We start from the raw sequence: 13440 nt of genomic DNA on the forward strand, positions 1-13440 counted from the left end.
GTGCATCCTCACTCGTCGTTGAATTTGAAATCACCTCGCATGTACAGGAGGGAGCTGGCGCGCCGGGCTCAGGAAAGCGGCGCTAACTAAACGATTGGCTGTGTCTGGTTATACGGGGGCAAGATCACATTCTTGATAGCTGGCATCGTCAGCGTTGTCTCGGCAGTTGCGTCGCTCATGCTGCGAAGGACGCAGGGTCAGGTCTGCCATTTGGACACGAACTGATACGCTAGGCGCCGTAAAAGCATGCTCATTCACAAAATTGATTAGAACCACTAATGCGCTGGGCTTCAGCGCAGCGACAGCAGTTGGTCGATTCGAAGCGCACTGCCCTGCGCCTGAGGAACGAAGTGCTTCTCTCCGCGTATAGACGAAAAAAGAAAAAGCTACCCAAAGGTAGCTTTTTCTTTGAGAGGGGGATTCAAATCATGGCTGGCATCCAGCATGAATGGCTAATTTCGACGAATGGTAGATTGAAGAATATCCCGAACCATTCCCTTGCGAAGAATAACTTGCCAAAAATTTAATTTCATTCCTATAGGAATTTCTTGCATCCCAAGAAATTTCATTAATTAAAAATACTTTATGACTCCTTTGGCTTCCTCAAAGAATAAATAGAAGACAAAATTTCATTGCCATATTTTTTATTCATGCTTTCTACAAAAGAAGGTTCAGCATCACGAGCAAAACCAAGAAGCCCCTGCAAACGATAAGATTCACTCTCAGCCAAATCTTTACATCGAAACTTATGTATCATTGCTGAAATTTCTCTTTTTCGCCCTCGCCCCAAAGAAACCATTCCATCATTGTTTATAATTAATCCAGTCACTCGCCTCTGGAATCGCTTTGACGAATGAATAGTTTTCTTATCATTCAATCGAAGCACTGGACAATCAAAATCAATTAAAGAATCGACTAGAAATTTATGGATTTCAGAACAAGCCCCTTTTTCATTTGTCGAAAAAGTTAAATCATCAGCATATCGAGTATATGTAATAGAGCGTTCTTGACACCAATATTCTATGCGAGAATCAAATTCATACAAAATAGCATTCGATAACAAGGGCGAACTTGGCGCTCCAACACTCAGGCATAGACCAAAATCTGGCTCACGAACACAAGATACTCTCGCCATATTATCAATATCATCAGGGGAAAAACTATCCCCCAATAACAAACTCAAAAAATCATTCACATTATGATATTTTATTGAGTTGAAAAAATTACTAAAGTCAAATTTAGCCAGATATGAATTTTTCGAATGTGCTGCGGCGTTAATAGCTATACTTGTTCCAGCCTTATACGCCATTGCACAGCGATGAACAGGGAATTTCAAAAAAATATTATCTATTAGCCAATGTTGAATATATTTCGTTTCTTTTGCAGGCTGAGCGATCCAACGATCTCCTCCTGTGCGCTTTTTTATTGTGTAATGTTTATAGGTATCTGGAGCACGTCTAATTAGACGTTCAAACTGCGAAGGATGAAGTCCTATATTTTCTTGAAGCAACTGAGGTAATGAATACTTCATCGTTGTACTCCCTTGGATGCTTGGGAGATAGCGCGCTGACGATTTCTCTGTTTAGAATCAGTTTTATAGAATTGTAAGCACTCCATATTCACACGTGTGGAATCAATTCGAATAGCTGCATCTTTTGAAGCCAGCCTAAGTCTATGAAATTTGCTTCTACCTACCATGAAAAACGTAGAATCGCTATACACTTCTTTTTTCAATAGACCAAATCTTTCCAAAAGAAATAATTTACGACGCAAATCATCACGTGAAATTTTTATATCAAAAAAATCTAAATAGGCCGAAAATTCACTTTCTCGCACCGCCGCAAAAATTGTCGTTAACTCGCACAATAAAGCAGCAACATGAGTTGTAAGATTTGGATTGAAAATTGATGTTTTTGGGATTTCCGACAATATTTCAGAAATATCAAATAACACATCTTTTACTACTTCATCTTCTATAGCATGGGGAGCAGAAATGTTCCATGGGTAATTTCTAACAGATGAATTTTTATTTTCTCTTAAAAAGCGTAATATTCCTAAGTTTATAAAAGAAGCTAAATTAGCATCAGTCTCAAAATCTCGCGATTTAATTGCGACAATTTTTTCACTTAAGTCAGGAAGTTGTGAGAACGCACCTAGTTCGGCAATAGAACCAGCACTCTCAAGTGCAATAACAACCAAAGAGCAAATTCCAGCGAGCTCTTGCTCAAAGTTCATTAGATTTTTGAATAAACCATCCACGTGCCAGTCGGTTATATCTTCTGGGCGAAAAGTTTCAAATTCTGGGGGAGCATGGGTTATTGCGTGCCTTAAAGAAGATCGGATAGGTTCATCATCATCAGGGCGCTCTTTAAATCGAACCTTCCCTCCACAAAGTAAAACAATGTGGGATTCAGAAAACTCTACTCGTGCTTTCTCGAGATTTATTTTTTCTAACAAATTCTGTCGAGGATCTTCAATAATTTCTTGCATTTATGGGTTCTACACCTAGAAAAGCCGCAGCGGCATTTTGCGGATCGGAGTCGAGCGTGAGCGAGCGTAGGGCCGTAAAATGCCGCTGCGGCTCATGTCGCCACAATCATATAGAGTCTGGCTAACCGCCCGACTAAGTTACGGATACTTTCGTAACCACATTCGCGTGAAGAACAATTAATTATCAATGTTGTTACACTTGCTGTCAAGGAAAGGTTTGCAGTTTCTTTAATTTGACTTTCATACAGTAAAGTCTTATCCCTCTTCGTAAAAAACGCAGGGATCGGGGTCTAAGCTGAAACTGCTCCCTCGGTGACCAGCAAAAGCACGGTCGTGCATAACCACACACATGGGACACCATACCTAGCGTCACAAGCCAGGGGACCACTGAGCATCGCAGGTGCGAATAAGCAGGTGCGAAGTTAGCCAACCGAAGGTTAGCTAACTTCGCCTATCCTGCCCCGCTCTGTGCAGCGACTGAATCCTTAAATCGTCGGGTAACACTTCGAGCAAACCATTTTTATGCAGCTACGAGAGCAGATTTAGCAGGAATTTAGTAGGAATGTAGGTCGAAACTAGCACGGGAGATCAACGGTAATAGACAGCGTCAAAATGGGAACATTTGACATGCGTATGTACCGATCTTGGTCAATGTCAACAACAAATTTTCATAGTCTGCTGTACGAGTAATACACCGCAATAACGCGCTTCTTTTCAAATGGCTTCGCATTTCCAAGTGGCATGGCAGGCCGATTCTTGTTGCACCAATGATTCAAGCATTCGATACTGGATACGTGTTTTCGGAATAATGATTGCGAGAGCGTTTCCACGACGGGCGAATCGGAAGCAGAGCAAGGCCTGCGGCATATGCCATTCGCCTCGGTGTTGCCGCTGGCATTTTTTGGTTCACAAAAGGGGACGCCATGAAACCAGCGACAGACGAATACCTGAAAGAGCGCCGCGTTGAACCTCGCATGGGCGAAGTACTGGCAACATGCGGCAAGTCGCGCAGCAGCGTTTATGCGAAGATAAAGGAAGGCACCTTCCCTGCCCCTATCAAGTTGCAGGGACGTTCTTCTGCCTGACTCAGAAGCGAGGTGCTACGTTGGATGCAAGCGTGTATCGAGACCAGCAGACCTGTGGCCACTCCATCCTCAACAACCGACAATCCGACAAACATTAATCGCGCCAGCAAACAATGGACCTGAACAGCACGAAACTGAAAATATCCCTTATGTCACACCAAATGATCTGCAATTTCCCCGGAAACGGATATTGGTGATGATCCCAGCCTTTGCTGCAGCGGAGCGGCATTAATGCAATGATTCGAAAGAAACCTACGCTGCTTTGCGCCAGCCAGTTGTGAACCCAAGCCTGCGGAGCATGCTGAAAGTGTCACAACACTGTACTCCTACGTCATCGCAAGCGTTAGGTACCTTGCGGTTCGCGCGAGTTGACTTTGGTTTAGCTGTTTCATTTGACACAACGCATCTTCGGGGTCTGTCAGTGTAGGCGTAAGCGATTAGAAAGGGATCTTGGCCGATTTGCTCAACTTCGGTATCGTTGAGGTCTGGAGCATAGGCCTTAGCGAGAACAGACTGCACAATTGACGGGTCAGCCTCCTCATCTAATACAAGAGCGTTCTCTACATGTGCTTGGCTGATCCAAGCACTTAGAGCGTCTTTACGCCCTTTAGCTCCTTCAGCAACCTCATCAAATGTCTCTAAAGGCATTTTGACAGCACCCTTCATACTCATATGTATAAGCCAGTCCCAATATTCCGGCACCATGTCCGCAGCGTAATATTGATTCTGTGCGGTGATCAAAACGTTAGCATCTAGCAGATAGAGCATCGACTACCTCAAGATCAAGCATTAGCGAGCAAAGGCTCGACATTTATTGGTTTAACACCTAAAACTTTGCCGGCCTTCGTTGGCGTAAGCGTTCCTTCAGCAAGTGTTCGACGCACCATATCAACCAAGGCACCTCCTACACGATGGCGTTTTACGACGTAGTAGGACGGACCACTTTCTGACGCGCGAGCTTTGTCTTTCTGGATGGACTTTTCTTTTAGCCACATATCTTGGAACGTCTTACTGAGTAGCTGCCAAGTCGCTTCATCTATGCTGCCAGAAAGGTACATACGATAAGCAACTAAGCTACGGCTAATTTTTCTACTAGACGCAAAATTATTGATCTCCGCCACCAAGCTATTAGGTTCTCCGTAGACAGGACGCCAAGCATTTAACTCATCTCCAGGTAGTAGAACTTGGCTCGCAACGTCGTTACAAAATCGTTCAACCTTTTGCTCATATCCGCCTCCACTAATGCCAGTGAGCCCCAACAAAACATGGGCGAATTCGTGCAATAACGTGAAAGCCCATGCCGATGGGGCATCTTGGTCGTTGATAATTATGAACGGCGCGATCTCGTCGGAAAGTGCAAACCCCCGAAACACTTGAGCACTAAGATTGGAATGATGACTTCCAAGGTTACCGATCAACATTACGAAAATTCCTGTCTGTTCAACAAGGGCTCTCGCATAGTTAAAGGCTTCACTCACCGACCGTCTTTTTCGGAACTGTTGAAGATTAAATCCGGTAAGATCCCGCATGCGTTGCGCAACCGCGGGGACACCTTGCTCCATTCGAAGCGATCCTACGAACGGAAGCAGCTGGGCCTCCTCAGAGTCATCAAGCGCAGCGCGTACCAGTCTTTGACGTACATGCACATCGCGAATTAATGCATCGACTGAGGCGGCATCTTCAAGGCGGCGATCATCTGGCAGAGTTCTGAAGTCTTCACCACGCTCTGCCTTAACCGGCGGCTTCGGTAGATAGAATGTCAACAAAGGACGTTTGTAGGCCCTTGACATCTTTAATAGAACAGCACGGGTTGGCTCAATGCTGCCGTCCTCGTAGGAGGATAAGACTTCCACCCCACTCTTGCGCTTACCTCCAAGGTGTAGTGCGACCGCAGCCTTGTCTAGACTCATGCCCGCTGTCTCTCTGGCCCATCGCATAATTTCAGGGTTAAGCTGTAGCATGGGAAGTTGGTTGTGTCATTAGAGAGTAGCACCAGTATACACTGAACATTGACAAACTGAGACGACGGGAAAGCATGCAGTGTCTTCAATCAAGCCTTGAATTCTTCTTACTAACGGTCCAACTACGGCCCGTGCAGCTGTAATGTGTAGCGCCGAAATAATGTCCGTCAACAATAGCAAATTTCTCATCAAAAAAACTCACTAATTATCACGACCTGACACCCCTCGGATCCAGCCCCATTGCCGACTGCAGTTCAATCGTCGTAAGACACTGTCAATGTCAACGTTTCCCCTAACACAATATATCAAAAGGAATTTCAGCTAGAAGATAATCTACCAGCGAGGCAGATTACGGCAAAAAGCACTGGCATTTTTTAAGAAATATCACGGCAACGGCCCACTCATCTCCGTCGCTGCGCCACCCTGGCATCCCTCATGGCCTCGATCAAATCATCTTCATCCATACCCAACTCAAGGCAGGCGAAGATGATATCGGCGCAGTAGTCATACAGCACGTCAATCACCTCGGCGGCGCGCTCTTTCTGGACTTTCTCCAACATGGCCAGCATGTCGATTCGCACTCTTTCATCGGTGGGAACGCGGCTCAGCGCTGGGAAGGCCAGCGCCTGCATGCCGACATGGCTTGCGCAACGCTCCACTTTTCTAACATTCACGACTGGAGGGAGCGGGCGGCTTCGTCGAAGCGGCTTTGGCGGGCGCATGTGAGCTACATTGAATTCCATGCGCGGGTCCTGGCCCTCATCTAGCATCTTACGAGCAACTGAGCGGCGGCTCCGAAATCACCAGAACCGCCAGGGTCAGGTCTGCCATTTGGACACAGACTGATGCACTGGCCGCCGTAAAAGCATGCTCAGTCAATACCTAACTAGAACCACGGACGCGCGCAGCAGGCGCGCGGGGCTGCCGCGCAGCGGCAGCAGTTGGACAATTTGGAGAGGGCCGGTAGGCCCACCCCGTGACGCCTTACAGGGTGGGGCCACTATTAACTCCCACTCAAGCGACTCCACGCCTGGCGTCAATACAGCGCTGCTGCCATTGAGCGATCTCTTCCGCGTCCCACGCGATAGACTTGGGTCCGATAGGAATAGGCGCTGGCAACACACCTGCCTTCACCTTGCGCCAGATTGTGGCGCGGGACCAGCCGGTGGCCTCGATTACCGCAGGCAAGCGGAGGAATTTTTTAGTCGTGGTCATAAGATTCTCCTTCGATTGATGAACAGCAAACAATGGAGAGTCATGCCGACTCTCCGCGATAGTTCCGGCAGCACCAGGGCTGCCCCTTCTGCATCTCTTCTATTCCATGCGCCTGAGACAAGTGGCCACTCATCTACCCAGATAGATGGAAGTGACCTGTTCACGCCCATGCCCCATCTCCGTCGAAATCTTCAGCCGCGCAGCGTTATCCACCAATTTTTGCGACGCATCCAGCTGTCTGGACGTCGCACCGCCACAAGCTGGACAAGGTCGGCCAGTCAACTCGGCATAGCGCCGCTGCGCGTACTCATGGCGCAGCCCATGCACGCCATGGAGGCCCGCCTTGTCGCACTGCGCCCGAAAGCGGTTCAACTGGTCCCGATACCGCAACTGCGCCGGAATCAAGCTGCCTTTTCCCGCCAACGCCTTCGCCGCTTCCAGCACGGCGCGCTGCTGCATGGTGGCAATCGGCACCTCCCGGTATTTGCCGCCCTTGGTCCAGCTATCCTGCAGCCGCAGAATATTCCCGCCATCGGCCCATCCCGGCTTGATCTTGATGCTTTCCTCGCGCCGCAAACCAAACGCCGCCTGCAGCTGCAAGGACATGCGCGAATACGGGTCGCTCACGCGGGCAAGCGTATCGGCGTCCAGCACCTTCGCCTTCGAGACGTTGGTGACAAACACCCGCTCCGCGATGCCGTATTCGCCGTTGGTGCGCGCAATGATGTTTTCCTTGCCGATCTTCTCGGCCCACCAGCGCAGGGCGCTCATGCGATTCTTGATCGTTCCGGTACTGACGCCATCCTGCTTCCACTTGTCGAGCAGCGCCGCCACATGCTTTGGTTTCAGACTGTCCACGCTCATATGCTGGAAGCCCCGCTCCGCCAGGTCGTTGGCACACAGGTTTAATAAGCGCTCGCGGTCGGCCTGCGTCGCAAAACTGCCATCCCGGTTGCGGTGACACAGTTGCTTGAGCTGGTAGTTCAAGTCGCGCATGGCAAAGTCATCCCTTCGATCTTGGGTTTCTACATCGATGTTGCGTGGTGTAATCCTGCCTGGTAAGTGTTTCTGGCCACCTTCACTGCCTCAGCAGAAAAGGTTGAATCAAGGGCCTCGGGACACCACTCCCGTGTATGCGGTTGCTGTTACTGCCTGCCCGCGCCGCATGCGCGTGTGGCACCGCTGCGCGCTCCCGGAGGAAGCCGCCGCAGCGGGGACCAATCACCCAGGGTCCATGGAGTGCACATCGTGCACGGATCAACTTCAACTAATCAGCCCGTAGCGGGCGAAGGAAATCGCAAGGCTAGCCTGCGATAGAGAGGCATCTGGCCTCGTCACTGAGCACCGTCACGCGGACGCTCTGTACTGGCCGCCTGGGCCTATGCCGTCGGCGGCACGTCGTCACTGGCAGCACCCCGCCAGTAACGACGCGCGCACGCAGCCATGGCATGTGACGGCATATAAGCCAGCATTGCACTCGCGGTGACGATACTGGCGACTCTGAAGCACATGCGCTGGCGGCAGCCACAATGGCATCGCATCGCAGGCATTTCTGCTGACGGTGCGGCTTGCGGCAAAGCCATGCTGTGCTTCATACGGTGCGCTACCTCGTGGGGCATGCGAACCAATCAGGGCAGGAGTCTTGCTCCTGTTTGAGGAAGCGCCCACCGGGCGCAATCATCCAGGCAATCCGTCTTGCGGATTGTGGGATATGAAGACGCTGAAGGCAGCGCTTTATCGTGCCGAGATGTGCATGCTTCTGCATGGCCCGGCGATATATCTAGCAGAAACTGCTATGTATCATGGTGGCGGGTAACGACCGCAACGCCTATGCCGCTAAGCATAGGGACATGCTCGAAGCATGCCCTCGTGGGAGCGATTCCCACATAAGAGAGCTTCATTCTATGCCTGATATCGACGTTTGCAAGTGGTTCGTTTCGTCAAGTGCGCTTTTCGTAGTACGCAGAATTGGGACCCGGTCAAAGACTCCGATAGCTACTGCATGTTGTCGCCCTGGCGACGTACCCGCCTCCTTGACTCCTTCATCGCACTAACCAATTGGTCCATGCTCATACCGTTACGTAAATAACTGGCAGCGAGCGCCGTCGCGACACCCTCCAGCTGACGGGAGACGACCTGCAAACCAGCCTGTTCAATTTGCCGAATGGCTGCTTGCTGGATACTGTGCTGTGCTTCACTGATGGAAATGCGCTGCAATGCCGGAAATAAGGCGGTTTCGAGGTGACGGATAGCGAGCAGGGTCGCCCGCCGAATACTGGTCTGCACATGGCCCCACTCCGGCTCATCGAATATTTCGTCGATTGGAATAGGCTTTGGCAGTGGATGCAGTTTTTCTCGATTGAATTCTGTGTGCGGGTCCTGCTGCTGCTCCAGCAGCTGATGCGCTGCAAGCCTGTGTTCTCTCGCTTTGGCAATGGAAACTTCAGGGTACCGGCCAAAAGTCAGAACGCTTTCGCCACCGCTTTGCTGGAGATACTTCATGCGCCAGACCTTGCTGCCGCTGGGCTGCACTGCGATGTACAGACCAGCCCCATCGAATAGTTTGTATATTTTGTCCTTCGGAGCAGCTTGCTTGATAAGCTCATCCGTGAGGCGCAATACATACTTAGACATGGTGCCCTCCTGTTCCGCCATCCCGGCTGAATTCGCCACTGACCAGCGTTAATCTTGGCGTCTGCGACGGCGCTCCCTTGCCGCTGACGGCATCGATATAGTCGGCCCAATCCTGCATCATCCGGCGCCGCTCCGCCAGGAACTGGGCGCGGTCATAGGCGCTGGCCACCTTATCCTTCGGTGCATGTGCCAGCTGCCGGTCCACGACTTCATGCCGGTAGCCCAGGCGCTCCTTGATGGTGCTCATGGCCAGCGCCCGGAAGCCATGGCCGGTCATCTTGCCCTTGTATCCCATGCGTCCAAGCGCCACCAGTATCGTGTTATTGCTGATCGGCTTTTCGTGGTCGCGCTGATTCGGGAACAGGTACTTGCTGCGGCCCGTGATCGCGTGCAATTCGCGCAGCAGCTCAAGCGCCTGGCGCGACAGGCAGACGTGATGGTTGGTCATGTCAGGATTGACGGTCAGCTTGCCGCGCTTCATGCGCTGCCATGGAATGATCCACTCGCCGCGCTCCAGGTCGATTTCACTCCAGGGCGTCTCGATCAACTCGCTGGTGCGCACAAAGCACAGCAGCATCAGCCGTAGCGCAATTCGCGTCGGCGCGAACATGCGCGCTTCGTTGCGGTCCAGAATGGCCAGGAACTGCGGCAGTTCATCGGTTTCAATAGCGGCGAAGTGTCCGGCGCGGACGGTCTTCAACACATCCTTCATATCGGTGACCAGATTGCGCTCTGTGAATCCGCATTGAATTGCGTAGCTGAAAATTGTCGCGCATACCGCTTTCTGGCGATGTGCGATTTCGCTTGCGCCGCGCTCCTCGATCTTGCGCAGTGCGGCGATCACATCGAGGTGCTTGAGTTCATCGATGGGCTTGCGGCCAATGGCAGGGAAGATATCTGCCTCCAGCCGTTGCAGGACGTTCTTGGCGGTGCGCTCGCTCCAGGTCGGAACCCTGTTGGCATGCCACTCGCGGGCGATTTTTTCAAAAGTATTGGCGGCGCGCTCTTTCAACAGCCGTTTGGCGTCGTCGCGATGCTTGGCCGGGTCGATCCCTTGCAGCATCAGGCGCCGCGCTGCCAAGCGCTTTTCACGCGCATCCTGCAACGTAATTTCCGGATAAGGACCAAACGTCAGTGCGTTCTCCTTACCGTTGGCCTGGCGAAACTTCCAGCGCCAGATGCGAGACCCGCTCGGCATGACTTCCACGAACAGGCCGCCGCCGTCGGATAGCTTGTATGGTTTATCCTTTGGTTTGGCGTTTTTGACCTGGAGTTCGGACAGCGGTACGATGAGCTTTGCCATGGTGGCCTCCTTCGCAAATGCGTCTGAAACCACTATAGGACAGTTATGCGGGAATGGTAGTCAAGGATGGGGGAATCCGGTCCGGCGCTTTCCCTCAAAAAAGTTAGACGTACTGAAACGTCTTGGCACATTTCGAGACGCCGAAAAACGAAAAAACCGCTTAGAATCAATGATCTAAGCGGTTTTTGAAGGACTTCCTGAGACGTCCTGATCTTACTTAATTACTATCCGTGGCGGAGAGAGGGGGATTCGAACCCCCGATAGGCTATGAACCTATACACGCTTTCCAGGCGTGCGACTTCAACCACTCATCCACCTCTCCTGCAGGCAATGCGTCGACTTGCTCGCATTGCGTACTATTTCTCGCTTGTCGCGAAGCCGCAGATTATAGCAAAGATTCTACGGACTGCCAAAGTTATTTACCGTGGGGTAAAAGTTAAAGCTAGCAACGACAAGCAGCAGCCCAACAGAGGCCGTGGTCGGCCCCCGTAGGAACCTACCTTTCATTACGACGCTTCCTTCAACTGCTCCAGAATCGCCGGGTTTTCCAGGGTCGACACGTCTTGCGTGATCGTCTCGCCCTTGGCCAGCACGCGCAGCAGGCGGCGCATGATTTTGCCGGAGCGGGTTTTTGGCAGGTTGTCGCCGAAACGGATTTCCTTCGGTTTCGCGATCGGGCCGATTTCCTTGCCGACCCAGTTGCGCAGCTCCAGGGCCAGCTTCTTGGCTTCCTCGCCTGTCGGACGCGCCTGCTTCAGCACCACGAAGGCGCAGATCGATTCGCCTGTCGTGTCGTCCGGACGGCCCACCACGGCAGCCTCGGCCACCAGCGGGTTGGCCACCAGCGCCGATTCGATTTCCATCGTGCCCATGCGGTGGCCCGACACGTTCAGCACGTCATCGATGCGGCCCGTGATGGTGAAGTAGCCGGTGTCCTTGTTGCGGATGGCGCCGTCGCCTGCCAGGTACATCTTGCCGCCCAGTTCTTCCGGGAAATAGCTGGACTTGAAACGCTCGGGGTTGTTCCAGATCGTGCGGATCATCGATGGCCATGGGCGTTTTACGACCAGGATACCGCCCTGGCCGTTCGGCACGTCCTGGCCCGCTTCGTCGACGATGGCGGCCATGATGCCCGGCAATGGCAGGGTGCAGGAACCGGGGACCATCGGCGTGGCGCCCGGCAATGGCGTGATCATGTGGCCACCCGTTTCCGTTTGCCAGAAGGTATCGACGATCGGGCATTTCTCGCCGCCGATATTCTTGTAGTACCACATCCACGCTTCCGGATTGATCGGCTCGCCGACCGTGCCCAGCAGGCGTAAGCTCGTCAGGTCGTAGTTGCTTGGATGGACTTTCGGGTCCACGTCGGCCGCCTTGATCAGCGAACGGATGGCCGTTGGCGCCGTGTAGAAGATGCTGACGTTGTGCTTCTTGATGGTTTCCCAGAAACGGCCCGCGTTCGGGTAGGTCGGGATGCCTTCGAACACCACTTGCGTGGCGCCCACGGCCATCGGCCCGTACGCGATGTAGCTGTGGCCCGTCACCCAGCCGATGTCGGCCGTGCACCAGAACACGTCGTCGGGCTTGATGTCGAAACTCCATTTCATCGTCAGCGCGGCCCACAGCAGGTAGCCGCCGCTCGAATGCTGCACGCCCTTCGGCGTGCCCGTCGAACCGGAGGTGTACAAGATAAACAGTGGATGCTCGGCATCGACCCATTCCGGCTCACATTGTGCCGACTGGCCTTCGACCAAATCGTGCAGCCAGGTGTCGCGGCCGGCCACCATCGGCAGGTCGCTGCCCGTGCGTTGATACACGATGACGTTTTTCACGGAGTCGCAGCCGCCCAGCGCCAGCGCTTCGTCGACGATGGATTTCAGTGGCAGCTTTTTGCCGCCGCGCAATTGCTCGTCGCCCGTGATGACGGCCACGGCACCCGCGTCGATGATGCGTTCCTGCAAAGACTTGGCCGAGAAGCCGCCGAACACGACGGAATGGGTGGCGCCGATGCGCGCGCAGGCTTGCATGGCGGCCACGCCTTCGACGGACATGGACATATAGATGATGACGCGGTCGCCCTTGGCGATGCCTTTGGATTTCAGGCCGTTGGCGAACTTGCAGACTTTTTCGTGCAGTTCTTTATAGGTTGCCTTGGTAACGGTGCCGTCGTCCGCTTCGAAGATGATGGCTGTCTTGTCGCCCAGGCCATTTTCGATGTTGCGGTCCAGGCAGTTGTAGGACACGTTCAGCTGGCCGTCTTCGAACCATTTGTAGAACGGGGCGTTGTCTTCGTTCAGGGTGCGGGTGAACGGCTTTTTCCAGCTCAGGTTCTCGCGCGCCAGCTTGGCCCAGAAGCCTTCGTAGTCGCGTTCGGCATCGGCCACCATGGCGCGGTAGGCGTCCATGCCGGAAATCGTTGCCTGTGCGGCAAACGCTGCCGACGGTTCAAATACGCGCGACTCTTCCGGTCCCTGCTGCTCAGTGCCCTGCCCTTGGTTCTCTATAGCGGCCATGCTAGTCTCCAGTGTAGTAATTGTTTGCTAACACAATATTCCTGCTGTCTTACGGACGCCTTACAGCCGGCGTTTTCCCCGATCCATTCTAACCATAATCGCCACAGGCGACGGGCGTCAAGGGTGCGCCGCCCAGCATTCTGGATGGAAAAACTGATAACAAGTCAATTAGATGAGCTCGCTTTGCGTTTCATCAAGGCCAAGAATCCAAATCGAGGGCATGCGCAGTGATCAGCAGC

11 protein-coding genes and 1 tRNA gene are annotated in these 13440 nt (G+C 52.5%); 1 reads left to right on the forward strand and 11 read right to left on the reverse strand.

The genetic code is table 11. The annotated features are described in order from the left end of the window. Positions 1 to 583: 583 nt before the first annotated feature. Both CSQ95_RS16220 and CSQ95_RS29175 read right to left on the reverse strand, forming a co-directional pair. Positions 584 to 1531, reverse strand: a complete 948-nt coding sequence (locus CSQ95_RS16220; protein ID WP_099410252.1) for a retron St85 family RNA-directed DNA polymerase — start codon at positions 1529 to 1531, stop codon at positions 584 to 586. Then, a complete protein-coding gene (locus CSQ95_RS29175; protein WP_143449988.1) occupies positions 1528 to 2490 on the reverse strand; it encodes a retron St85 family effector protein in 963 nt (320 codons plus the stop codon). The genes CSQ95_RS16220 and CSQ95_RS29175 overlap by 4 nt, the downstream gene beginning before the upstream one ends. A 923-nt stretch (positions 2491 to 3413) precedes the next feature. Here CSQ95_RS29175 and CSQ95_RS16225 point away from each other — a divergent pair. Beyond that, complete coding sequence (locus tag CSQ95_RS16225; protein ID WP_099410253.1) at positions 3414 to 3575, forward strand: AlpA family transcriptional regulator; 162 nt, start codon at positions 3414 to 3416, stop codon at positions 3573 to 3575. A 252-nt stretch (positions 3576 to 3827) separates the two neighbouring features. Here the strand turns inward: CSQ95_RS16225 and CSQ95_RS16230 are convergent, their stop codons facing one another. The 9 genes from CSQ95_RS16230 to acs all read right to left on the reverse strand — a co-directional run bounded on the left by CSQ95_RS16230 (position 3828) and on the right by acs (position 13201). Then, the gene (locus tag CSQ95_RS16230) at positions 3828 to 4343 is read right to left on the reverse strand and encodes a DUF4411 family protein (RefSeq protein WP_099410254.1); all 516 of its coding nucleotides are present in this window, start codon (positions 4341 to 4343) and stop codon (positions 3828 to 3830) included. 14 nt (positions 4344 to 4357) lie between these two features. Then, positions 4358 to 5485 carry an ImmA/IrrE family metallo-endopeptidase gene (locus CSQ95_RS16235; protein ID WP_257218075.1) on the reverse strand — a complete coding sequence of 376 codons (1128 nt, stop codon included), beginning with the start codon at positions 5483 to 5485 and terminating at the stop codon, positions 4358 to 4360. A 452-nt stretch (positions 5486 to 5937) separates the two neighbouring features. Continuing rightward, entirely contained in the window at positions 5938 to 6279 is a 342-nt protein-coding gene (locus CSQ95_RS16240) for a hypothetical protein (protein WP_143449989.1), read from the reverse strand. 271 nt (positions 6280 to 6550) lie between these two features. Continuing rightward, a complete protein-coding gene (locus CSQ95_RS16245; RefSeq protein WP_034760447.1) occupies positions 6551 to 6751 on the reverse strand; it encodes an AlpA family transcriptional regulator in 201 nt (66 codons plus the stop codon). A gap of 129 nt (positions 6752 to 6880) precedes the next feature. Further along, entirely contained in the window at positions 6881 to 7747 is an 867-nt protein-coding gene (locus CSQ95_RS16250) for a phage integrase N-terminal domain-containing protein (RefSeq protein ID WP_099410257.1), read from the reverse strand. 999 nt (positions 7748 to 8746) lie between these two features. Then, a complete protein-coding gene (locus CSQ95_RS16255) occupies positions 8747 to 9385 on the reverse strand; it encodes a DUF4102 domain-containing protein (RefSeq protein ID WP_160309316.1) in 639 nt (212 codons plus the stop codon). Continuing rightward, the gene (locus CSQ95_RS16260) at positions 9378 to 10688 is read right to left on the reverse strand and encodes an integrase arm-type DNA-binding domain-containing protein (RefSeq protein WP_099410258.1); all 1311 of its coding nucleotides are present in this window, start codon (positions 10686 to 10688) and stop codon (positions 9378 to 9380) included. Before CSQ95_RS16260 ends, CSQ95_RS16255 begins: the two co-directional genes overlap by 8 nt. A 231-nt stretch (positions 10689 to 10919) precedes the next feature. Next, a tRNA-Ser gene (locus CSQ95_RS16265) sits at positions 10920 to 11010 on the reverse strand. 184 nt (positions 11011 to 11194) lie between these two features. Next, a complete protein-coding gene (gene acs, locus CSQ95_RS16270; protein WP_099410259.1) occupies positions 11195 to 13201 on the reverse strand; it encodes an acetate--CoA ligase in 2007 nt (668 codons plus the stop codon). Positions 13202 to 13440 lie beyond the last annotated feature (239 nt).

Source organism: Janthinobacterium sp. BJB304, assembly GCF_002735765.1.
Classification (GTDB): domain Bacteria; phylum Pseudomonadota; class Gammaproteobacteria; order Burkholderiales; family Burkholderiaceae_D; genus Janthinobacterium.